Here is a 24,513-nt window from a genome sequence, read left to right on the forward strand (position 1 = left end):
ATGGCTTTCCGTCGTCATCTATCGGTTTCTGGAGCATCCCTTTCACGGCGTGCGTTGAGCGCGGCGGTACTCTCCGCCTTGTTGGGAACACCCGTACTGGCGACCGCTCAGGTAACGCCGGATCCGAATGCGAGTGTGCATCGTCCAGGCACCAATGCCGCGGGCAATGGCGTGCCGGTGGTAAACATCGTGGCGCCTTCGGCGGCAGGTGTGTCGCACAATCAGTACCAACAGTTCAACGTCGACAAGCAGGGTCTGATCCTCAACAACAGTGCGGGCGTTTCGCAAACCCAGTTAGGTGGCTACATCGTGGGGAACCCCAACTACCAGGCGGGGCAGTCGGCGAAACTCATCGTCAACGAAGTTACATCAACCAATCCCACGTACTTGCGCGGCTATACGGAAGTGGCTGGCAACGCAGCTGATGTGATCATCGCCAATCCGAACGGCATTTCGGTCGATGGCGCCGGCTTTATCAATACCAATCGGGCCACCTTGACCACCGGTACGCCCACCTTCGGAGCGGATGGTTCGTTGAGCGGGCTGCGCACGAGCGGCGGCGCGATCAGCGTCGATGGCGATGGTATGGATGCGTCGAACATCGATCGGCTCGACCTGATATCGCGCAGTCTCACTGTCAACGGCAAGGTGTGGGCCAATAACCTCAACGTTGTCACTGGCGCCAACCAGGTTGGCTATAGCGATCTATCCATGCAGGCCATCGCTGGCACGGGCGATACGCCGACGGTAAGTATCGACGTGGCATCGCTGGGCGGCATGTACGCCAACGCGGCGCACCTCATAGCCAGCGAGGCGGGTGTGGGTGTGCGAAATGCGGGTCAATTGGCGTCGCAAGGCGGCGACTTCACCATCGACGCCGTCGGTCAGCTGCAATTGACCGGTGCCACATCATCCGCCGCCAATCTCACCATTAGCGGAGCGTCGCTCAGCAATAGCGGCACACTGCAATCCAATGGTGCGATGAGCGTCCAGGCGACAGCTGGTGTCGACAACAGCGGTACGCTTTATAGCGGCGATGCCTTGTCAATGCAGGCTGATTCGTTGAGCAATAGCGGTGCGCTGCAATCGACTGCCGACATGAGTCTGCGGAGCGCACGGGGTATCACCAACATCGGCACCATCTACAGCGGCGGCAACCTTGCTCTCAATGCCGGCGATACGCTGATCAACAGTAATGTCATCGCAGCAGCCAGCAACACCAGCATGCGTGCGCGGCAACTCGCATCCTCCGGCACGTTGGGCGCAGGTGTGGCTAGTGATGGGAGCCTGCAGGGTAATAGCACGCTTAGCATCAGTACGACAGATGCACTCGCAGCCAACGGCGTGAATCTTGCCAGCGGCGCGATCACGATTGTGGGTAGCGCGCTGGATCTTTCCGGCGCACAAACGCGTGCGGGTGGTGACGTGTCCCTCACCAGTACCGCTGGTGATATCGACCATGCCAACGCCAGCCTGGTCACCAGCGGCACGCTTACCATTCGCAGCGCGGGCACCGTGGACAACACCAACGGCGCGATGCAGGTTGGCCAGCTCGACGCCCAGGCAGCTAACTGGCGCAACGCCTACGGCAGCGTGATGCAAACCGGCAACGGCCCGATGAGCGTGCGGATCGGCGGCTTGCTGGACAACACCCACGGTATCTGGGTAGCCAATGCCAATACCATGGCGCTAAGTGCCGATACCATCGACAACACCGGTGGTGCGATCGAGCAAGCCGGTACCGGCACACTCACCCTTAGTGCCAGTGCGCTCACCAACGATCAAGGGCAGATCCTGGGCAATGGCGATCTTGTGCTTGCTAGCCAAGTCGTCAGTAACCAGGCTGGTGCGCTGAGTGTGGCAGGCAGCGCCACACTTGCCGGCGGTGATCTCGACAATACTGATGGCACCATTGTGGCGCAGAACCTGCAGGCACAACTCGCTGGCACGCTCAGCAATCAGGGTGGTCTGTTGCTGGCCGGCAGTGCTCAGCTCGTCACCAACACGCTCAACAACGACAGCGGCCAGATCAAGGCGATCGATGGCAACCTTGATATCACTGCACAAACGCTTAGCAATAACGCGGCTGGTTTTCTCGGCAGCAATAGCGCCGTCGCGCTGAGTGTGAACACGGTCAACAACGCTGGCCAGATCTATGCCGGTATCGATCTCACGCTGACTGCACAAGGCGGCGTTACCAACAGTGGCGCACTGCAAGCCCAGGGCAACGTCAACGTGGGCATTGGCGGTGCTTTCACCAACGACAATGGCCAATTGGAAGCAGGTGCCGGACAGGGTCAGGCGCAACTGGCGCTCAACGCCGCCGCGATCAGCAACCAGGGTGGCCGCATTGCCAATGCGGATGGTGGCACCACCACGATCAACGGTGGCACGCTCGACAACACGGGCGGCACTTTGGGTGGGAATGGCGACGTCACGCTTAACGTTGCGCAGATCACTAACAACGCCGGTACCCTTGTTTCAGCTGGTTATCTTGCGCTGCAAAGCAGTGATCTCAGCAATCGGAACGGTAAGCTTTACAGCGCCGGCAATCTCGCGTGGAACAACAGCGAGGCAACGCTGGATAACACCGGTGGTTCGATCGGTTCAGGCGGCGATATCGCGCTCATGCTCGATGTGGTCCATAACGACGGGGGCAATATCGCCTCGAACAACAATGTGATTGCTCAGTTCAGCGGCTTTGATGGCGCCGGCGGTCTGCGTGCAGGCAACAACCTGACTCTGGCGCTTGCAGGCGACTATACGAATCAGGTTGGCAACAGCCTGTTCGCCAATAACGATTTCACCTTCAACCTCGGCGGTGCGTTCACCAACGCCGCGGGTGCCACTCTGCAAACCGTGGGCGCACTGACGCTGAATGCCGCCAGTCTCGACAACCAGGCTGGCGCCGATATCAACAGCGCCAACACGACGCTCAACGCTGGCACACAAACCAACGAAGGCCGTATCGAAGGCGACACGATCACCTTGAACGCCGGTGACGTGACCAACACCGGCACGGTGATCGGCAACGCCATCACCGTCAACGCGAATAACCTTATCAATGGTGCGGATCTTGGTACGGCAACGGATAATAATCCGTATCAAAGCGCGCTGATCGCCGCGGTCAACCAGCTGAACCTGTACATCACCGGCGATTTGCTCAACCGCGACGCCATGCTCTATACCCTGGGTGACCTCACCATCGCTGCCGATGCCAGCGGCGCTCGCAGCAACAGCGTCACCAACCTGTCCGGCGACATGGAAGCAGGCGGCAATATCGCTATTTCCACGCAGCAATTCACCAATCAGCGTCGTGTTTTCGAGACCGAGGTTTATAACCTCAGTGCTGCCGAGCAGGCGCAAAACACCACGACGCTGGATCCTCTGCCGATCTATCGCTACGACGATCCCAATCCGCTGCATCACCCACCTTACGTGGACGCCAGCCAAATCCTGAGTCCGGCGCAAGTGGCTGCGCTGGAGGGGTACTGCGGCACGCTAGGTACGCCCGGCAAAGACGGCGACACCTGGTGCAACGGCGTCACGATGCCGGGTCAAAGCGATGTGCACAACATTTTGCACAACGACCTGCGGGCCATCGTTACGGAAACTCTGGTATCCGTCGAGCGACTCAAGGCAGCCAGTGCCGAAAGCCGTGTGCTGGCCGGTGGCAACATCACGTTGAACGGCTCCGTGCTCAACGATAAATCCACTATCGCCGCCGGCACCAACCTCATCATCAACGGTCAGGACGGTAACGCGGGTGGTGGCAACGCCGGCGCCGATGCCGTGGAGAACATCGCCTGGACACCCACCGGCACGGTGCAGGAAACCTTCAAACAACAGACCGGCATCGATTTCGTCAACTTCAACCCGGATCGCCACGGGGATTTCCTGGGTTATCAAACCTGGGGCACGTATCAAGACACTGCATCGCTGGGCCTGGGTGCGGGGCAGCCGAGCTGGATCACCTTCAATGCAGGTCCGGGACTCTCCGCCACCATGAGTGCTGGTCAAGCGGTAGACATCACCGGCACGACCATCGATAACAACGTGGTCGGCAGCGATGGCAAGCCTGTCGCCGGCGTGAGCCTGGGCAGCAACGGCGGCAGTCAAACGTTGCGTGGTCAGGTCGGCGGCGGTGCGCAAACCATTGGCGATGGCACCAACCCGCTGGGGCCCATCCAGTTGCCCAGCAACGGCCTCTATTCCATTCATCCGGGCAGCGGCAGTCCTTATCTCGTAGAAACCGATCCACGCTTCGCCAGCTACACCGGTTTCCTCGGCAGCGATTACCTGCTCAACCAACTCGGTCTGGATGGTGATCTCACGCTCAAGCGCCTGGGCGACGCCTTCTACGAAACCCAACTGGTGATGGATCAAATCACCAGCCTCACCGGCCGTCGCTATCTGAGCAATGACACCGACGCGCTCGATCAATACAAAGCGCTGATGGACGCCGGCGCGCAAGAGGCGCAGCAGTTCAATCTTGCCGTGGGTGTGGCGCTTACGCCGGAGCAAATGGCCAGCCTTACCCAAGACATGGTGTGGCTGGTCAACGAAACCGTCGACGGCGAACAAGTGCTGGTGCCGGTGGTGTATCTGAGCCAGCAAACTGCCAACAACGTGGCGAGCGGCGCGGTGATCCAGGGCAACACCGTGACCCTCAACGCGAGCAGTAATCTCACCAACACGGGCACTATTGCGGCCAACCAGGACGCGAGTATCAAGGCTAACAACCTGCTCAACGCCGGCACGCTCAATGCCGGTGGCAACCTGAGCGTGCAAGCCGCACAAGATCTGCTCAACGTCGGCAGTATCCAGGGCGGCAACGTTGCGCTGGTCGCCGGCAACAACATCAGCAGCAACGCCGGTGCCAGTGGCGTCAGCCTCGGCAACGTCGATGTCAATCTCAGTGATCTCTCGCTCAACCAGGCACAGCGCCTGGGCGTTGCCACCGCCGGCGCGATCAGTGCTACGGGCAACCCCACCGCGCAAGCCGGCAACAACCTCACCCTTGATCACGCCACCGTCAGTGCTGGACAAAGCCTTGGCCTTGCTGCCGGTAACGATCTCAATGCCACCGCCGGCCAGATCCACGCGGGCAATGATGTACAGCTGATCGCCGGCAACAACATCAACCTCAACGCGCAAGGCAGCACTAACCAGCAAGGCACGCAGCGTAACGGCGTGGAAACCACCACCTACGCCGTCACCACCGTGCAAGCGGGTGGCAATCTTGTGGCGGTCGCCGGCAACGACCTCACCAGCCAGGGCGCGCAGCTCAGCGCCGGTGACCAGATCGCACTTGCCGCCGGCCACGACATCAACCTCAATGCCGTCACCGACGAGCGTGCTCAGAACACCATGGGCTACGTCGGCAAAACCTTTGTCAGCACGAGCCAAACCGATCAAACCTTGCGCGGCACATCCATTGATGCTGCCAACGGCGTAGCCATCAGTGCCGGCCACGACCTCACTACGGTCGCGGCCGGCGTCACTAGTGCCAACGGCGGCATCGCGTTGACTGCCGGCAACGATGTAAACCTCAACGCCGGCAACGAAAGGCACACCGCATCACGCGACACCGTTACCAAGAGCGGTGGTTTCCTCAGTAGCACTACTACCGACACCCACGATGCCGTGCAAGACAACTACGCCGTGGGCACCTTGCTCAGTGGTAACACTGTCACGGTAGCTGCCGGCCACGACATCAACACCCGAGCCGCACAAATCGTGGCAACCGATGACATAGTCATGGCTGCCGGCAACGACCTGAATATCGGCACCGCCACCAGCACGCATAGCGAGCAGCACGACACCACGACCAAGACCAATGGTGTATTCACCAGCGGCCTGAACCTGATGATTGGCACCAGCAAGACAACGCACAGCTACACCGAAACCGACACCACCCCGCAAGGTAGCCTGATCGGTAGCTTGAACGGTAGCGTCACGCTGACCGCAGGCAACACCGTGCACATCACTGGCAGTGACGTCATCAGCCAGACGGGCACGGCTATCGTCGGCAAGAACGTGACCATCGATGCAGCGGTAGGCACGCAAGACATCTCGCAGACCTATAAGCAACAGCAATCGGGTCTCACGCTTGGACTCGGCGGCGCTGTCGCCGACGCCATCAACAGCGCCTACGCCAGCGCCCAGCGCGGCAGCCAGGTGCAGGACAGCCGCCTGCAAGCGCTGTATGCCGCCCAGGCCGCGTACAGCGCCAGCGATGCCCTGGGTTTTGCGCAGGATGGATTACTCAACGGTGCCACCCAAGGCACGCCAAAATCCCAGCAAGGGGTCACCCTGCAAATCGGCCTCGGTGGCAGCAGCGCCAGCAGCACCACCACCACCCACGATGACACCACCTATGGCAGCACGATCCGCAGCGCGGGCGATGTCACCATCGCCGCCACCGGAGGCGATCTGAACCTCATCGGCAGCCAAGTGGCGGGACAGAACGTCACCCTCGCCGCAGCCGATAATCTCAGCCTCCTCAGCCAACAGGAAAACCATACTCTTCAAAGCAGCAACAAGAACGCCAGTGGCGGTGTGGGCCTCCAGATCGGCAGCGACGGCGTGGGCTTCTATGCCCAAGCCTCCGTCGGCCAGGGCAGTGCTCATGGCAACGGCACCAGCCATGCCATCAGCACAGTCGATGCCAATGGCACCCTCACCCTCATCAGCGGCAACGACACCACCCTCAAGGGCGCGCAGCTCACCGGCGACACCGTGCTCGCCGCCATTGGCGGCAACCTGCTGATCCAGAGCGAACAGGACACCGACGACTACGCCAGCAAGCAACAGCAACTCGGCGCCAAGGTCGTGATCGGCTACGGCAGCGGGGGGAGTGTCAGCTATTACCAGAGCAAGGTGAACAGCCATTATCAGAGCGTCACCGACGTCAGTGGCATCAGCGCAGGCAGCGGTGGCTTCGACATCACCGTCGGCGGCAACACGCACCTGATCGGCGGCGTGATCGCCAGCGCGGCCGACCCAGGCAAGAACGTGCTCGACACCGGCAGCCTCACGTTTGAGTCCCTGCACAACGAAGCCAACTACAGCGCCAGCGGCATCGGCGTGAGTGCAGGCTATGGCAGTGGCGGCTTCAGTGGCTCGCCCATGCTGGGTGTGCCACAGAAGGGCAACAGCAGCAGCGAGACGAATGCAGGCATCGCGCAAGGCACGATCATCGTGCGCGACAACCCCAATCAAGATCTGAGTGGTCTTGATCGGACTCCCACGCTCGACAACCAGGCGCTCGCGCCGATCTTCAACGCACAGAAGGTGCAGGAGAACATGGAGCTGGGGCAAGTGGCCGGACAAGTGGGTATGCGTGCAGCGGGTGATCTGGCCGGGCAAATGGGCTGGGCCGAAGGCAGTGCGGAGCGGACGATTCTGCACGGTGTCGTGGGTGCTGGTATCGCGGCACTTGGTGGTGGCGATGCCCTCAGCGGCGCACTCGGTGCGGCGGCGAACCAACTCGTCGTCCAGCAAATGGCCAGTTACCTGCAAAGCCAGGGCTACGAGCCGGGCACGCCGGAATTTGCCACGATGCTCAAGCTAGCCAGCACGGCCGTAGGTGCGGCCGTGGGCGGCGGCACCGGCGCGGCGACGGCACTGGATGGGACGACGTATAACTATCTAACGCATCAGCAGATGGATGCGTTCAAGAAAGCATTAAAATCATGCGGCACCCAAGACGAGTGCCAACATGTTGTCGATACATACATGGCGCTCTCAGGACAGAATGACGAGGCGTTGAAACAAGCTTGCGCCGCCGCGCCACTCGGTGGTGCTTGTCAGGATGGTATTCGTGATGCACTGAGCTATGCCAATACGCCTGTAAACAGCTATCCGATACCTGCGTACGCATCCATGATTGGTAATGTCATTGATGATGTTAACCAGTCACGTGGCAATGTGTTGAATATCGTCATGACGAATCAGCCTGCGTACGGCGCTATCAACACCATTGATGCGCGTGCTGACTTCTTTGGTTCTATGTACCAACAAACGAGTGCGCCGTGGTTTGGTGCGGCGGCGGAGACGTCAACAGAGGACTTGATGGGGGTTAAGTTCAATACAGGCAACTTCGTTACCGTTGGTGGTTTGGCTGACTGGCGGAGTCAGGCTGGTAATTTGATCATGCAGAATGGCTACAGTAGCTTCGTTAACGTCTATCAAAACTACCAAAACCCATCATTTGACCTAAATGTATGGAGCTTGAGTCAGCTCGTTAACGAGCAAAATATTTTGCAGCCGGTCTACGATGGGCAGGGTGGGTTTACGCATTTTACGATTTGGGCTGGAGGTTGGCTTGATCACTGGATTGATGCAACGGATGTAAATCAAAGAATTGAATTTGGGTGCGATCGAATGGGTCGTTTTGGTTATCAGGGTGGGTGTCAGTGATGACGAACTCTTCGTGCGCGAGAGACATTGGTTTGTTTTTTATCTATTGCCTGGCTAGCATGCCATGCGGTGTGTTTATGGCGCATTATTTGCCTCCTGTTGTGAATGCGTTTATGAATACGTGGTATGTGGTTGTGAACGCGCGGATGGAAATATTGTATGGTCTTTGTGGTTTTTTATTTTTTTCCTTGCCTTTCGTGATCATGGGTTTTTTATTGCCACTTGCCATGAAAAAAATGATTGAAAAATTCAAAATTAATAAACGTCGTATGTTGATATATATATTAATATATCTGTTGTTTCTTATGGTTTCATTCTTTTTTATACAGGTTATTCATGTGCATCCCGAGGATAGTTTTCCAGAGTGGGTTTTGATTTTAATGTCACCATTGATGCCGGCGTACACCATCGCCTTTGCCGGTAATTTGTTTTTATTTATGCGATGGAATAGGGCGCTAGGCGCGCATTTGCTTGTGTTTTTACTTTCTTTTGGGCTCCCGAGTTTAGGGCTGATGGCTCTTGTACTATGTCTGCCTATCAACATGATCTATTACGCTGCGATGATCTATTGGAGCCGAAAGTCGCTCTACCCCACTGCGGAGGGGTGGTAGCTGTTCAATTGAACGCCTTCTACGAAACTCAACTGGTGATGGACCAGATCACTGGCCTCACGGGGCTGCGTTACCTCGACGGCGCCACCGACGCGTTCGATCAATGCAAAGCCTTGATGGATGCCGGTGCGCAGGAAGTGCAGCAGTTCAGCAGCACAGCCACCACCACCCATGATGCCGTCAGCGACACCTACGCCGTGGGCACCTACCTCGGCGGCAACAATGTGAGCCTCGCCGCCGGCAACAACCTCAACGCACAAGCCGCCTACCTCAATGCCGATAACGCGTTGACACTCGCCGCCGGGCACGATATCAACCTCACCGACGCCCAGGACCTGCACACCGAACAACACGACACCGAAACCAAGAGCTTCAGCTTCTTCAGCACGAGCAGCAAGCGTTTTGGCTCAGTCGATCCGGAATGGCGCAGCAACAGCAGCAGTGTACAGATCGACCAAAGCACCAGTGTGGGCAGCTTGCTCAGTGGTGACAGCGTCACGCTGGCCGCTGGCAACAACCTCACTGCCACGAATGCACAAATCGTTGGCACCAACAACGTGCTCCTGGCCGCTGGTAACAACCTCACTCTCAATGCTGGCCAGAACACCTATGACTACGAACAAGCCAGCGGCAGCAGCCACACTGGCCTGATGAACAACGGTGGCCTGAGTGTGCTGATCGGCAATCGCAGCGCCAAGGACACCACGAGCGTGCAGGAGGTGAGCTACAGCGGCAGCACGGTGGGCAGCTTGAATGGATCGGTTACGCTCAGCGCCGGCAACGACGTCCATATCACCGGCAGCGATGTGCTGAGCAACACCGCTACCACCATCGTGGGCAAGAACGTCACCATTGATGCGGCAGTCGGCACGACGGATATCACGCAGACGCAGAAAGTAAGCCAAGGCGGTATTAATGTCGGTATCGGTGGCACCGCCGCCAGCGTCGCCAACAGCGTCTACTACAGTGCACAACGCGGCAGTCAAGTTCAGGATGATCGTCTCAAGGCACTTTACGCTGCCCAGGCTGCGCAAACCTTGTTCTCCCCTGGTGCCGGCCAAGGCATGAATCTCGACCCTGGCCAGACCGGCGCCGACGCCATTGCCGATGCCGCCCAGGGTAAGGCCGGCATCGACTTCAAGATCGGCATCGGCGGCAGCAGTGCAAGCAGCAGCACCACCAGCCACGACGACACCACCTACGGCAGCACCATCCGCAGCAACGGCAATGTCACCATCGCTGCCACCGGTGGCGACCTCAACATCATCGGTAGCCAGATCGCCGGACAGGATGTGGCCTTGGCGGCAGCCAACAACCTCAACCTCCTCAGCCAAGTCGAAAACCACACGCTCCAAAGCAATAATCAAAACGTCAGTGCCGGCGTCGGCGTACTGATCGGCAGCAGTGGCTTTGGTATCTATGCCCAAGCCGCTGGAGGTGAAGGCAACGTGCACGGCAACGGCACCACTCATGCCGACAGCGCCGTCAACGCAAGCGGTACACTCACGTTGATCAGCGGCAACGACACCACCATCCAGGGGGCGCAGCTCGCGGGCCACCAGGTGATCGCCAACATCGGCAACAACCTCTTGATCCAGAGCGAGCAAGACACCGACGACTACGCCAGCAAGCAATGGCAAGCCAGCGGGCAAGTCGTGATCGGCTTCGGCGGCATGAGCAGCGGCGGTGGCCTGAACTACAACCAAAGCAAGATCAACAGCCATTACGCCAGCGTCACCGACGTTAGCGGCATCGAAGCTGGTAATGGCGGCTTCGACATCACCGTGGGTGGCAACACGCATCTCGTGGGTGGTGTCATCGCCAGCGGCGCCGATCCTAGCAACAACGTACTCAACACCGGCAGCCTTACGTACGAGAGCATCCACAATGAAGCCAACTACAGCGCCAGCAGCGTTGGCGTCGGTGGCGGCTACAGCACAGGAGGCGGCGGATATGGAGGCAGTGGCTTCAGTGGTGCGCCGAGCCTGGGTGTGCCGCAGAAGGGAAGCGGCAGCAGCGACACTCAGTCGGGCATTGCACAAGGCACGATCATCGTGCGCGATAACCCGGATCAAGACCTGAGCGGACTCAATCGGAATCCGACACTCGATAACCAGGCACTCGCGCCGATCTTCGATGCGCAGAAGGTCCAAGAGAAACTCGAAATGGGGCAGGTCGCCGGTCAAGTCGGGATGACCGCCGCCGGTGACTTGGCGAGCAACATGGGTTGGGCCGAAGGCAGCACCGAACGCACTATTCTTCATGGTGTCGTGGGCGTAGGCATTGCGGCACTCGGTGGCGGCGACGCACTGCAAGGCGCACTCGGCGCGGCGGCCAATCAGCTGGTGATCCAGAAGATGGCCGATTACCTGGAGAGCCAGGGCTACCAAAAGGGCACGCCGGAATTTGCCACGATGCTTAAGCTCGCCAGCATCGCCGTGGGTGCAGCCGTCGGTGGTGGCGCCGGTGCGGCAACGGCGTTGGATGGGACGACGTACAACTATCTGAAGCATCAGCAGTTGGTGGATCTACAAAAGGAGATCGGCCGATGCAACGGCGATCGCGTCTGCATTGAAACCGCCAAGAGCAATGCGGAGATTCTGTCGGCCCAGCAGGACAAGCAACTCATTGATGGTTGCAACGCAAGTGGCGTTAATTGCGCTAACAACTATCGAGATGGTATCAGCGACGCACTGAATTACCTCTCTGATCCCCTGGCTGCCAAGTTGGGACTGTATGTGGATCAGACCATCACTGCGCAGAACTATCTGAATTATCGATCTCAGTGGGGATTGGTTGCAGCGGATAATGCGATCAGCAGAGACGGCAACATGTTGCTTGGTATAGCGGCGGCGGGAGCGACGTCGGGGCTATTAGCGGGGCCAGGGATGCTTGCAGCAGGAGCGTCGGGAGGTATCCAGAGCGGAACACTACTGGAAATCGTCCTCGTCTCGCGTGGAGGCGTGGCTGTTACAACAGGTGGAGTCAATCTGGGGGCGCAGCTGTTTAAGAATGGCGGCGACTTCAGTCAGGTGAACCCTATTGATGTGGGAGCCGCTGCATTGGGTGGCTATTTAGGATATGGCGGCAACATGGCTTGGAATGGCTTGGTCGGTATGGGTGTTGGTATGGTGCAAACCGAAGCGAACAACTTGTACTTAAACCAGAACAACAATCTCTTTATGGGCGGTTTGACGTCAAGTCTTACCACGATGGCGGGTTACAAGATTGGCGATGGTTATGCCAATTGGGTCGGAACGCCGGGCTATATCACCTCGCTGACTCCTGTTGTGTGGGGTAATGGAATCGGTGCGAGTGCTACAGAGTTAGGTAATTATATTATTGATAAACTGAATAGTCCCAAAGATACTCAGAAGGCCACACAATGAGAGTGATATATGCTTTGTTGGCGGGATTCATTGCTTCCTTTGCAGTTTTTGCGATGGCAATAGCAATTTCCTATGTTAAGTGTCTGGTTGCAGGTGTTAGCTATAATTTTTCAATTGCCCTGCCAATAGCAATGAAAGGTGGTGTGGTGATTGGAAGTTTTATTTTTGTCTTAGCATTGGTCGGAGGGCCTCGCCGAAGGCCTCCGTTTTGATGGCTGCTAGGATCAGCATAGGCCGGAAGAAGAAATGCTTAGGCAATCAAAAAAAATAAGGAAGCGAAGCTGGCTTTGCCTTATGAGGTAAAGCCGTTAAAACCGCGGCCCTACTTGTTGATCCTGCCGTTGTGGGGTGTGTTGTGCATTCTTGGGATTTATGTTGCGGGGTACATGCTGGCATTTCTTAACGTGTCCGCTTTGGATTATGTTTTTAGATGGTTGGGATTGAGTGGTAAGTAGACGAAAACAGGTGTTGGTCATTTATGCAGGATGACCTCCACCCCAGCTTCCAGTGACCCGGTTTTCAGCGGGCACATAAAACGAGCATATAAAAAAAGCGAAGACGATCAGTTTCGTCTTCGCCTTTTTGTTGCAGCCGTTGTCGCGTTTAAGGCGTTCCACCATCCCGAATCAGCGCCATCACTTCGTAGCACGCGCCCATGGTGTGGTAATCGACCTTGCCGGCCGGACTTTTTTCGTTGTCGTACTTCTTGTTGTCCTGGGTAAGGATGCGGTACCAGGCGCCGTACTGGTGGTCGACGAAGTGTTCCCAGGAGTAGGCCCAGAGCTTTTCGTACCACTCGTCGTATTTCGCTTGTCCGGTGCGTGCATGCAGCAGCGCGGCGGCGGCCAGGGATTCGGCCTGCACCCAGAAATATTTGTCGCCGTCGCAGACGCTGCCATCGGGTGCGAAGCCGTAGCAGATGCCGCCATGCACCGGGTCCCAGGCATGTGCCAAGGCGGTATCGAACAGATGCTGTGCGGTGGGCACCAGCCACTTTTCTTCGCGATTGCGTTCCAGCAGCAGTGATTCGAGGATCAGCAGTAGCTTGGCCCATTCGGTCTGGTGGCCGGGCTGGAAGCCCCAGGGGCGGAACAGGTGCTTGGGATTGTCGCGGTTGTAATCCCAGTCGACGCTCCAATCGATTTTGTAGTGTTCCCACACCAGGCCATCAGCGAGTTTGGCCTGGCGTTGCGTCATGGTGTGGGCGAGGGTGAGCGCGCGGTCGAGATAACGCGGCTCGTCACTGGCCTGGTATGCGGCCAGCATCGCTTCGCACATGTGCATGTTCGCGTTCTGGCCGCGATAATTGCTGAACTGCCACTGCGCATCGGCCTCGTCGCGATAGAGGCTGGCGTCCGCGTCCCAGAAGCGAAGTTCCAGCAGCTCCCAGGTTTCATCCATCCATGCTCTGGCTTCGTGGATGCCGGCTTTGAGCGCGGTGGAATAGGCGAGCAGCACGAAGGCCACGCCGTACGCGTGATTCATGCGGTCTTCCGGCTTGCCATCGCGGATGGTCCAGGCGTAACCGCCGGTGTTCGCATCGCGATGCACTTCGCGCAGGTAGCGCAGACCGTGGTGAGCTGCCTTGAGGTAATCCTCGTGGCCGAATTCGATCGCAGCCATCGCGTAGTTGAAAACAAAACGCGTGCTGCTTACCAGGTGGCGATGGCTCGTGTCGTAGATCGTGCCGTCATCGAGAAAGTAGTGGAAGAAACCACCAGCCGGATCGATGGCGCGCGGGTGATAGAACGCCATGGTCTTGGCGATGTGTTCGCGCAGGAACGGTTCGGAGCGGAAATCGGGGGATGTGGGCGTGCTCATGCATGTGTCTCCATAAACTGTTCCGCCTCGGTCGTATTCGGCATTGCGGTGAACGAGCCATGCCGAGTCACGGCGACGGCGCCGCACGCACTGGCGAAGCGCAGCGCCGCGTGCAGGTGCGGCAGGGTGCCGACCCAGGCGTCGATGTTGTTGCGGGTGACTTGCTGCTGTGCGAGTTGGTGCAGCAAGCCGCCGACGAAGGCATCACCGGCACCGGTGCTGTCGATCATCGGCACGTTGTAGCAGGGCAGTTCACCTTCGGCGTCAGGGTGATACCAGCGCAGCGGGTGTGCGCCGTCGGTCACCACGACAAGACGCGTGCTGCCGGTCCAGAAGCGCTCAAGCAACGCCTGTTCGCCGTCGGTGGCAAGCCAGTCGAATTCTTCTGCGCTGAGTTTCACCACATCGGCCAGCAAGAGTGCGGGCCATACCTGTGTGCGCGGCTCGCTGCCACGCGACCACAAGGCGGGACGCAGGTTGAGATCGAAGCTGGTCAGGGCGCCAGCGTTGCGTGCGCGCTGCATGCCTTCCAGCGTCGCTGCAGCAAGGCCATCGTCGGTGAGGCTGTTTGAGCAGATGTGGAAAATAGCCGTGTTGTCGAAGCTTTCCGCGCGGAAATGTTCGGCACGAAACAGCAGGTCGGCCGAGGGCGGACGGTAGAAGCTGAAACTGCGTTCGCCGCGTGTGTCCAGGGTCACGAAGGCCAGCGCCGTGTTTGCTTCACCGGTGCGCACGACATCGGTGGTATCCACGCCCGTTTGTTGCAGGCTGTTGAGCAGGAAATCGCCGAAACGATCGAGTCCGAGCATGCCGGCAAAGCGTGCATGACATCCCAGCTTGGCCAGCGCTACGGCCACATTGGCGGGCGCCCCGCCGGCGAAAGGAACGAAGTGTCGCGCAAAGCCGTGACCATCGTTGCCTTCGCCGTGCATGTCGATCAGAGCCTCGCCGAAGCAGAGGATGGAGCGTGTCATCAAGAAACCCCTGGATTAAATGGGAATAAAAAGAGTGTCGGGCTGTTTTCCCCTCTTGCAGTGCGGAGGGGAAAAGGGGCTTGCGTCATGCGGCGTGGACCGGCGCGCTGCGGATCCGCGATCCGCTCAAGCCGTAGAAGACGATGTACGCATAACACAGCAGCGGCAGCACGAAGGCATGTTGGATGCCGATGTTGTCCGCCAGCATGCCTTGCAGGTACGGCACCAGCGCGCCGCCGACGATCGCCATGATCAGCAGGCTTGAGGCCTTGCCCGTGAGCGGTCCCATGCGCTCGATGCCGAGCGCGAAAATGGTCGGGAACATGATCGAGTTGAACAGGCCAATGGCAACGATGCTGTACATCGCGGTCATGCCGCTGGTCGACATGGTGGTCAGCAACAGCAGCATGTTGACGGTTGCGAACAAGGCCAGCAGCTTTCGTGGCGAGAACATTGCCAGCAGCGCGGAGCCGAGGAAACGGCCCACCATTGCACCGCCCCAGTAGAGTGATACGTAATGCGCCGCCTGCTGTTCGCTCATGTGGCCGATGCTGGGCTGGGACAGGTAATTCACCATGAAGCTGCCGATCGATACCTCGGCACCCACGTAGAAGAAGATGCCCAGCACACCGAACAGCACGTGCGGATAACGGATCGCGTCGAGTAAGGTATGCGCGCTGCTGTCGGCCTTTTCGGTGCTTTCTTCCAGCGAGGGCATGCGGAACAGCCACACGAATATCGCAAGCAGCACCAGCACGACCGCCAGGCCGATATAAGGCAACTGCACAGCCTGCGCTTCCTGCGTGCGATAAAGCATTTGTTGGGTGGCGGAGAGATCCGCCACTTCCGCCGCGCTCTTCACCTGAGTGGAAAGAATCAGCAGGCTGCCGAACCACGGGGCGAGAAAGGTGCCGAACGAATTCAATGCCTGCGCCAGCGTAAGGCGGCTGGAGCTGGTTTTTTCCGGACCCAGCAAAGCAACGTACGCATTGGCGGCGACTTGCAGCAACGTGATGCCAGTGGCCAGCACAAACAGTGCGCCGAGAAACGCCGGATACAAACGCAAACCTGCGGCCGGCCAGAAACCCACCGCGCCGATGCCTGCGACGATCAATCCCGCCACGATGCTTTTCTTGTAACCGAGGTGCGCCACCACGCGTCCGGCGGGTAGCGACATCAGGAAATACGCGCCGAAGAAGGTGAACTGCACCAGCATGGCTTGCGCATAGTTCAGTTCGAACACGGCCTTCAGATGCGGAATCAGGATGTCATTCAAGCAGGTCAGAAAACCCCACATGAAGAACACCGCCGTCATCACGCTGAGTGCAAGCGGGTAATAGGTGTAGCGATGATCGGAGCTCGTCGTCGATCCTGAAGACGGCGCGGTAGGTACAGTAAAAGCCATGATGATTTCCAGTAAATCAGGCGGGCGGGCAGCTGCTTTCGCGTATCAGCAATTGCACGGGAACGATGGTTTGTCGCGGCGACGATGAAGGATCCTGCAGTCGCTGCAGAATCAATTCCGCTGCCTGGCGTCCGCGTGCGCGGGGTGTCACCGCCAGGGTGGTCAGCGGCGGTGCGCTGACGGCAGCTTCGGCGATGTCGTCAAAGCCGGTGAGGGCGAAATCGCGGCCGGGTTGCAGTCCGCGCTGATGCAGGCCGAGCATCAAGCCAAGCGCTACCGCATCGTTGTAGCAAACGGCGGCTGTCGGTGCGGCGCTGCCGTTGAACAGTTGATCGCATTGCGCCACCGCATCCAAACGGTTGGGAATGCACTCCACGATCCGCTGCGATTCCACCGATAGACCTGCCGCCTTCATCGCTTCGGCATAGCCGGCGCGGCGTTGCTTGCACGAACTGGAACTGCCGTGGCCGCCGTAGAACGCGATGCGTTGATGGCCTTGCGCAATCAGATGCTCGGTGGCGAGCCGTGCGCCGTGCTGGTTGTCCAGGAACAGGCGATCCCAGTGATCGCAGGCGCTGATATCGCCGCTGACTTCGCGGTTGAACAGCAGCAAAGGTGTTTGCGCACCGACGGCAGCAAGCACTTGTTGCGCGTCGCTGCCTTCGGCGGGCGAGAGAATAATGCCCGCCGGCCCATGCTCTATCAGCGAGCCGAGTACGGCCAGTTCCCGCTGGGTGGATTCGCTGGTGCTGCCGAGCAAGGTGACGTAGCCGGTGTTGCCCAATATTTCGTCCACGCCCGCGGCGAATTCCGCGAAGAACGGGTTGGCCAGATCGTTGAGCACCAGCGCGATGCTCGAAGACGTACGGCGGCGCAGATTGGCAGCGGCACGGTTATAGACATAGCCTTGCCTGCGCAGCTCTTCTTCGACGCGAGCGCGGGTGTGCTTGTTGACCAGCGGACTGCCCCGCAAAACAAGCGAAACAGTGGCGCGGGAAACGTCGCAGCCCGCGGCGATGTCGCTGAGTGTGACCTTGCGGCCGACCGGCGGTGTGTTCGCCATTAGGAGTCCGCCCTGAAAGAGCCCACCCTCATCGTCCACGGCGCAACAACCCTAAGGGCTGAGTTTGTTTGCCCGTATGACAGCGTCATTTTTCGCTTATGTATCGACATACACTTCGCTCGCTCTTCCTTGCCCTGCGCGCGGACGGATCCGGCGCGGGCCGCGTGGACTATGAGGACGGGCTTTTAGCCCGATCCTGGCTTTTGGAACGATCCAAATTTACCTGAATCGGCGAAAATGGGATCACGCAGTGCAACATGCCAACGGCCGCAGCCAGTGCTAGCTTGTTGGGTTTAGAACGATCCAAATCTCCACCTCCCTCCCGGATCTATGCCTATGAATCGCCGCTGCCTGCTTTTTTCCTGTCTCGCCGTGCTGATGACGACGCCACTAGGGGCGATGGCCGCGGCCCAGGCTGGGGGGCAGCATGCGGCAGAAGTTGATCCTCGCATAGGTACTGGCGGCGATGGGCACCTCTTTCCAGGCGCCACGGTGCCGTTCGGCATGATCCAGCTATCGCCTGACACGGCCATGCCGGATTTCAAGCATGCCTATAAATGGGCCGCGGGCTACCAGTACAACGACCCTACCATCATGGGTTTTTCGCACACGCACTTTTCCGGGTCCGGGCACTCCGACCTGGGCGATGTGCTGGTGATGCCTATCGCTGGCGACGTGAAGCTCGATCCGGGCGATGAGAAAGTGCCCGGCAGCGGCTACCGTTCGCGGTTCGACCATGCCACCGAAGTGGAGCAGCCGGGCTATTACGCCGTCACGCTGGCCGACTATGGCGTACGTGCCGAGCTGACCGCCAGCCAGCGTGTGGGCTGGCACCGCTACACCTTCCCGGTCGGCAAGCCGGCGCATCTGCTGCTGGACCTGCGTCCCAGCATCTATGACTACCAGGGCAAGGTGCTGTGGTCGAACCTGCAAGTGCAGGCCGACGGCACCATCACCGGCTGCCGCACCACGCGTGGCTGGGCACCCGGCCGCGAGCTGTGTTTCGCGATGCGCTTCAACCAGCCGATGACCTCGCGGGAGCTCTATAACCGCGAGACCGATCTGGTCTACAAGGGCTTCAAGGGACCCGGCAATCAGCAAGAGGATGCCAATGCGCAGAACGGCCGCGCGCTGGTGGGCGTCTTCGATTTTGGCGAACTCAAGCAGCCCTTGCTGGTGAAGGTGGCGATCTCGCCGGTGAGCGAAGCCAATGCCATCGCCAATCTGGACCAGGACGGACAGGGCTGGAACTTCGACGCCCACCGCACCGACGCAACAGCCGCCTGGAACAAGGCGCTGGCGCCGATCGATGCGGACGGCACGCCGGTGCAGCGCACCCAGTTCTATACCGCGCTGTATCACAGCATGATCGCGCCCAACCTGGCCATGGACGTCAACGGTGAATTCCGCGGGCCGGATCATCAGGTGCATAAAGCCAGCGGTTTCGATTTCTATTCGAGCTGGTCGATGTGGGATGTGTATCGTGCGCAGCAACCGCTGCTGATCCTGCTTCACCCAGATCGCACGGCTGATTTCGTGCGTTCGCTGATCGCTTCGCAGCAGGCCAGTCCGTTCGGCATGCTGCCGGTGTGGGCTTATCAGGGCCTGGAAACCTGGTGCATGACCGGCTACCACGCCGTGGCGATCATCGCCGATGCGTATATCAAGGGTGTCCGCGGCTTCGATGCCGACAAGGCGATGAAGGCGATGGTGTCCACCGCCACCTACGGCAATTACGGTGATCTGGCCGATTACATGAAGCTCGGCTACGTGCCGATCGACAAGGAAGTGGAGGGCGGTTCCAAGACGCAGGAATACGCCTATGACGACTGGGCCATCGCACAGATGGCCAAGGCGATGGGCAAGAACGACATCTACGCCACCTTCGAGAAACGCTCCACCAACTGGCGCAATGTGTGGGATCCCAAGACCGGCTTTATGCGCGCCAAGTTGAGCAACGGCCAGTTCCGCGAACCGTTCGACCCCGCCAGTGCCGGCTACGGTGACGACTACACCGAAGCGAATGCCTGGCAGTACTCCTGGTACGTGCCGCAGGACGTCGCCGGCCTGATCACCGCGTTCGGCGGCGACAAGGCATTCACGGACAAGCTCGACCAGATGTTCGATGCCAAGGTCGACCCGGCGATCTTCAAAGACGTGGAAGACATCACCGGTTTGATCGGCTGGTACGCGCATGGCAATGAGCCCAGCCATCACATCGCCTACCTCTACGACTACGCCGGCGAGCCGTGGAAGACGCAGCAGCGGCTCAAGCAGGTCATGGATAACGAATATGGCCCCGGTCCGGCCGGCCTGATCGGCAACGACGATCTTGGTCAGATGTCTGCCTGGTACATCTTCACCGCGCTCGGCTTCTATCCCGTCACACCGGCCAGTACCGAATACGCCATCGGGCGGCCGTTCCTGCCGCGGGCAGCAATCCACTTGAGCAACGGCCACACCTTCACGATCACCGCATCGCCGATGGACGATGCGCATCCCTACGTCGGCGCGGTCACGCTCAACGGCAAGCCGCTGGATCGCGTGTACTTGCGTCATGCTGACATCCTTGCGGGCGGCGAACTGCACTTCACCATGCAGGCCGAGCCGAACAAGACCTGGGGCACCGCCATTTCGGCGCGACCGACAGCGATGAGTCCGTACACGAAGTAAGGCTCTGGCGGAGCGGAATCCTTATCCGCTCCGCCGTATCGCCGTCCACGGCGATAGATATCGATATCGGCGTGTAGTCCCTTACCGATTGGACTGGTCAGGCATCGTAAACATGCGCAGAATGCATGCATCATGCCGAAGCGCGTGCCGATCAAGGGCCATCGATGATCCGTGGGAGGGTGCGACAAGTCGCTGCCTTGCGCTGGCGCACCGGCGGCCTGCTGCTCGCGGTGCTGGTGATCGTGGCCTTGCCATACATGGTCACCCGTGGCGGTGCGCAGCAAAGCCTGGAGGCAGGCGAACTGGTGACCCGTTCGGCTGAAGTGCAGGCGCTGGTCTATCGCATCGCCGACCAGACTCACGACAGCGAGTCCGCCATCCAGTATCTGCTGGCCGACAACCCCTACATCCGCGCCGAAGAAACGGCGCAGACCGCGGAAAGAATAGTGCCCAATCTGTTGGACCAGTTGCATCATCTGGTCGCAGACAATCCGGAACAAGAGCACTTGGTCGATCAGCTCAGTGCCGTGGAAAACGGCCGACTGGCGCTGCTCAATCAGGCCATGCAGCGCTACCAGGAGCACGACATCGCTGGCGCCGGGCAGGCCTTGCGGGATGCCGGCGCCTTGTTCCGCATCGACGATATCGCCAATCGCATCGTCCAGAACGCCGAACAGCAATTACTGCTGCGGCGGGAGGCGGCCAGGCAGCAATCCCACAACAGCAGCCTGGTGATGGCGCTGACCGCGGTTGCGCAGCTGGTAATGCTGACGATCGTGGTGGTCGTGTCGGAGCGCCAGATCGGCGAGCGCCTGCGCGCAGAGATCGGAGAGCGCCAGGCGGTGCAGCGTTCGCAGATGATCCTGCAGGCCGTGCGCGAGCCGATCGCCCTGCTCGACAACAGCCTGCGCACCTTGCTGGTGAATGCGGCCTTCAGCGAGCTGTATGGCGTTTCCGAAGACAGCCGAGGGGAATATCTGGATGACATCGGCCAGGGCGCATGGACCGATGAAGTCCTGCAGCAACGTCTGCGCGATGTGCTGTTGCGTGATCGCGAGCTATGGGATTACGAGCTGAACCAGCGCACGATCGACGGGGTGGAACGCCATGTGGTGGTCAATGCGCGCCGCCTGCAACAGGAAGACAGCGAGAATCCGGCTCTGCTGCTGACGGTGAGCGATATTACGGCGCGCGCCCTGGTCGAGCAGCAGGTGAAAGAACTCAATCATCAGCTCGAAAGCAAGGTGACGCAGATTTCGGATGTGAATCGCGAGCTGGAGGCCTTCAGCTATTCCGTCTCGCATGATCTTCGCGCCCCGTTGCGCCACATCACCGCCTTCGCGCAGAAACTGGAGCTGCATCTGGGCGAGGATGCGGATGCCACCACCCATCACTACCTGGGCGTCATTCGCGATGCATCCCAGCGCATGGCCCAATTGATCGAGGATCTGCTGGTGTTCTCACGGCTCGGCCGCGGTGCGCTGCGCCTGCAGGCTGTCGACATGCACGCGCTGGTGGATGAAGCACGTTCCTTTGCCGAATCCGAAGCGCCGGGACGCAACATCGAGTGGCAGATCGAACCGTTGCCGGTGGTGGTGGGCGATGAAAACATGTTGCGCACGGTATGGCAGAACCTGATCGGCAACGCGGTCAAGTACACCGGCCAATGCAGTGCTGCGCGCATTACCGTCAGTGCGCGCCGCGCGGAAGGCGGCGAGTACGAATTCACCGTCGCGGACAACGGCGCCGGTTTCGACATGCGCTATGTCGGCAAACTTTTCGGTGTCTTCCAGCGCCTGCACAAGGTCAGCGAATTTCCGGGCAACGGCATCGGACTGGCTAATGTCCAGCGCATCGTGACGCGCCATGGTGGCCGTGTGTGGGCCGAAGGTGAGCCCGGTCGCGGCGCACGCTTTCACTTCACCCTGGCGGCGGTTGAGCCGCCTGTCAACAATGGTTTGCCGCTGTCATGACACCAGGACCGTTACGCACGATATTGCTGGCCGAGGACAGCCCCGTCGATGCGGAGATGACCATCGACGCCCTGCGCGAGGCCAACCTCGCCAATCCCATCGTGCATGTCGAGGATGGCGAAGAGTGCCTGGACTGGCTGTACGCTCGCGGGGCCTTCACAGATCGTCAGGGCGACGATCCGGCTGTGGTGCTGCTCGATATCAAGATGCCGCGCATGAATGGCCTGGATGTCCTGACGCAGATGCGCGCGGATGAACGTTTTCGGCGCACACCGGTCGTGATCCTGTCGTCCTCGCGCGAAGAGAACGACCTGGTTCGCAGCTGGGATCTGGGCGTGAATGCCTACGTGATCAAGCCGGTGGATGTGTCCCAGTTTTTCCAGGCCGTGCGCACTTTGGGGCAGTTTTGGGCAGTGTTGAATCAGGCGCCGGAGCCGGAGTGAGGCGAGAAGGGGGACAGGTCGGGGCGCCCATGCGTCGGACGGCCTCCTGACCCAAGGAACGCCCTGGCTGCCTGCGGCGACACGTTGAAATATGATGAACAGATTGACCAAGAAGGCCCAGGGATGCCGGACAAGTCAAACCACCAACGATCGCTGCCCAGGATACGTGTCCTGCAGGTGGAAGACAGTCCGCTCGACGCCGAGCTGATCCTCACCGAACTGCAGGCCGACGGTATCGAATATGAAGTTCGCCTGGTCGACGACGAGCTGGCGTTCGTCGACACCTTGCAGGCGTTCAAGCCGCATATCGTGCTGTCGGACCTGAGCATGCCCGGTTTTTCCGGACAGCGTGCGCTGGAACTGTTGCGTGAGCACAGTCCGGAAACGCCCTTTATCTATGTCTCGGCTACGCTGGGCGAAGAAGCGGCGATTGCTGCATTGCGCGAAGGCGCGACCGATTACATTCTCAAGCAAAATCCGGCGCGACTGGCGAGCGCGGTGCGCAGGGCCATGCGGGAAGCCGAGGAACAGCGTGCCCGCGAACACGCCGAGGCCGAGCTGATCCGTGTGCAGCGCTTTGAAAGCCTGGCCATGCTCGCCGGTGGCCTGAGTCACGACCTGCGCAATCTGCTGCAACCGCTGCTGCTGGCTGGCGATAGCCTGCTGGATTACCAGGACGACCCACGTCTGGCCCGGCTTGGCGCATTGGTGCGCGATTGCGGACGGCGTGGATTGGAGATGGTGCAATCCATGCTCTCCTTCGCGCGGGGAGCGCGTCGTGCCGAACACGTCAGGGCGCAGGCGCTGCTCGATGCACTCGGGCTGCTCTTGCAAGGCAGCGTGCCTCGTTCGGTGCAGCTGGATATCGAGGTGGTCGATCCCGAATTGAGCTTCGAAGGCAATCACACCGAACTGCAGCAATGCCTGCTCAACCTGTGCCTCAACGCGATGCAGGCCATGCCGAACGGCGGTGTGCTGCGCGTAGTCACCAGCAAAGTGAGGCTGGAGGAGGACTTCTTCGTTGAGCACGAAGAAGCGCAAGCTGGCGACTATGTGCGCCTGTCCGTGACCGATACCGGCCAAGGCATGACGGATGAAGTGCGCAGGCGCCTGTTCGAGCCGTTCTTCACCACCAAGGAAGGCGGCACCGGACTAGGCCTGCTGTCCTGCCGTCGCATCGTCTACAGCCACGGCGGTGCCATGCGGGTCGATAGCATTCCCGATGAAGGCACCTGTTTCGATCTGTACATTCCGTTGACGCGTCCGGTGGTCGACGCATCGGCGCTGGTCGAGGGCAATACCGCGCTGCATGGCAACGCGGAACACGTACTGCTGGTGGTGGAAGAGGCCGGTCACCTGACGCTGCTGACCGACACGCTCGACACCTGGGGCTATGAAGTCCACGCGAGCCAAAGCGGTACCGCCGCGCTGCAATGGATCGAAGCCTGCGGCTTGCCCGATCTGGTGGTGATGGATGGCGACATGAGCCTGTTCACCAGCGAGCGCACACTTGCCGCGCTGAGCCAGTACGGTTATCGCAGAGGGGTGCTGGTGCTGTGCCGCGCGGATGATCCGGCCGATGCGCCGATGTTCCAGGTGCCGGGACGCTTGCAGCGCCTCAATAAGCCGGTGAGTACTCGGGATCTGCTGCAGGCTGTGCGCGAAACGCTGCAAAGAAGCGATAAGTCGTAGGTCGGGTTACTCCGGACGTGATCCGGGATAACCCAACCCACAAAT

At 59.7% G+C, this 24,513-nt stretch carries 12 protein-coding genes; 8 read left to right on the forward strand and 4 right to left on the reverse strand.

Features of this window, described 5'->3' with window-relative positions; translation table 11 throughout:
- The 4 genes from ISN74_RS02700 (at position 1) to ISN74_RS02715 (ending at position 12,636) form a co-directional block, all read left to right on the forward strand.
- Positions 1-8,424, forward strand: a complete 8,424-nt coding sequence (locus ISN74_RS02700; protein ID WP_188797161.1) for a hemagglutinin repeat-containing protein — start codon at positions 1-3, stop codon at positions 8,422-8,424.
- A gap of 77 nt (positions 8,425-8,501) precedes the next feature.
- Complete coding sequence (locus ISN74_RS02705; RefSeq protein ID WP_188797163.1) at positions 8,502-9,035, forward strand: hypothetical protein; 534 nt, start codon at positions 8,502-8,504, stop codon at positions 9,033-9,035.
- A gap of 8 nt (positions 9,036-9,043) precedes the next feature.
- The gene (locus ISN74_RS02710; RefSeq protein ID WP_188797164.1) at positions 9,044-12,424 is read left to right on the forward strand and encodes a hemagglutinin repeat-containing protein; all 3,381 of its coding nucleotides are present in this window, start codon (positions 9,044-9,046) and stop codon (positions 12,422-12,424) included.
- Positions 12,421-12,636, forward strand: a complete 216-nt coding sequence (locus ISN74_RS02715; protein WP_188797166.1) for a hypothetical protein — start codon at positions 12,421-12,423, stop codon at positions 12,634-12,636. The genes ISN74_RS02710 and ISN74_RS02715 overlap by 4 nt, the downstream gene beginning before the upstream one ends.
- A 391-nt stretch (positions 12,637-13,027) precedes the next feature.
- Here ISN74_RS02715 and ISN74_RS02720 read toward each other — a convergent pair whose 3' ends face one another.
- From ISN74_RS02720 to ISN74_RS02735, 4 genes are all read right to left on the reverse strand, one after another.
- Positions 13,028-14,245 (reverse strand): AGE family epimerase/isomerase, encoded by a 1,218-nt coding sequence (locus ISN74_RS02720; RefSeq protein ID WP_188797168.1) that lies wholly within the window; start codon positions 14,243-14,245, stop codon positions 13,028-13,030.
- The gene (locus ISN74_RS02725; RefSeq protein WP_188797170.1) at positions 14,242-15,219 is read right to left on the reverse strand and encodes a carbohydrate kinase family protein; all 978 of its coding nucleotides are present in this window, start codon (positions 15,217-15,219) and stop codon (positions 14,242-14,244) included. The genes ISN74_RS02720 and ISN74_RS02725 overlap by 4 nt, the downstream gene beginning before the upstream one ends.
- Before the next feature lie 85 nt (positions 15,220-15,304).
- Complete coding sequence (locus ISN74_RS02730) at positions 15,305-16,534, reverse strand: sugar MFS transporter (RefSeq protein ID WP_229679196.1); 1,230 nt, start codon at positions 16,532-16,534, stop codon at positions 15,305-15,307.
- Between the two features lie 106 nt (positions 16,535-16,640).
- Complete coding sequence (locus tag ISN74_RS02735) at positions 16,641-17,687, reverse strand: LacI family DNA-binding transcriptional regulator (RefSeq protein ID WP_188797174.1); 1,047 nt, start codon at positions 17,685-17,687, stop codon at positions 16,641-16,643.
- A 336-nt stretch (positions 17,688-18,023) separates the two neighbouring features.
- Here ISN74_RS02735 and ISN74_RS02740 point away from each other — a divergent pair, with 336 nt between their 5' ends.
- The 4 genes from ISN74_RS02740 to ISN74_RS02755 all read left to right on the forward strand — a co-directional run bounded on the left by ISN74_RS02740 (position 18,024) and on the right by ISN74_RS02755 (position 24,468).
- A complete protein-coding gene (locus ISN74_RS02740; RefSeq protein ID WP_425488827.1) occupies positions 18,024-20,360 on the forward strand; it encodes a GH92 family glycosyl hydrolase in 2,337 nt (778 codons plus the stop codon).
- A 125-nt stretch (positions 20,361-20,485) separates the two neighbouring features.
- On the forward strand, positions 20,486-22,333 hold the full coding sequence (locus ISN74_RS02745) for a sensor histidine kinase (RefSeq protein ID WP_229678962.1): 1,848 nt from the start codon (positions 20,486-20,488) through the stop codon (positions 22,331-22,333).
- On the forward strand, positions 22,330-22,776 hold the full coding sequence (locus ISN74_RS02750; protein WP_188797178.1) for a response regulator: 447 nt from the start codon (positions 22,330-22,332) through the stop codon (positions 22,774-22,776). Before ISN74_RS02745 ends, ISN74_RS02750 begins: the two co-directional genes overlap by 4 nt.
- Positions 22,777-22,899: 123 nt before the next feature.
- Positions 22,900-24,468 (forward strand): response regulator, encoded by a 1,569-nt coding sequence (locus ISN74_RS02755; RefSeq protein ID WP_188797180.1) that lies wholly within the window; start codon positions 22,900-22,902, stop codon positions 24,466-24,468.
- Positions 24,469-24,513 lie beyond the last annotated feature (45 nt).

Source organism: Dyella caseinilytica, assembly GCF_016865235.1.
In the GTDB taxonomy this organism is placed as follows: Bacteria; Pseudomonadota; Gammaproteobacteria; order Xanthomonadales; family Rhodanobacteraceae; genus Dyella_B; species Dyella_B caseinilytica.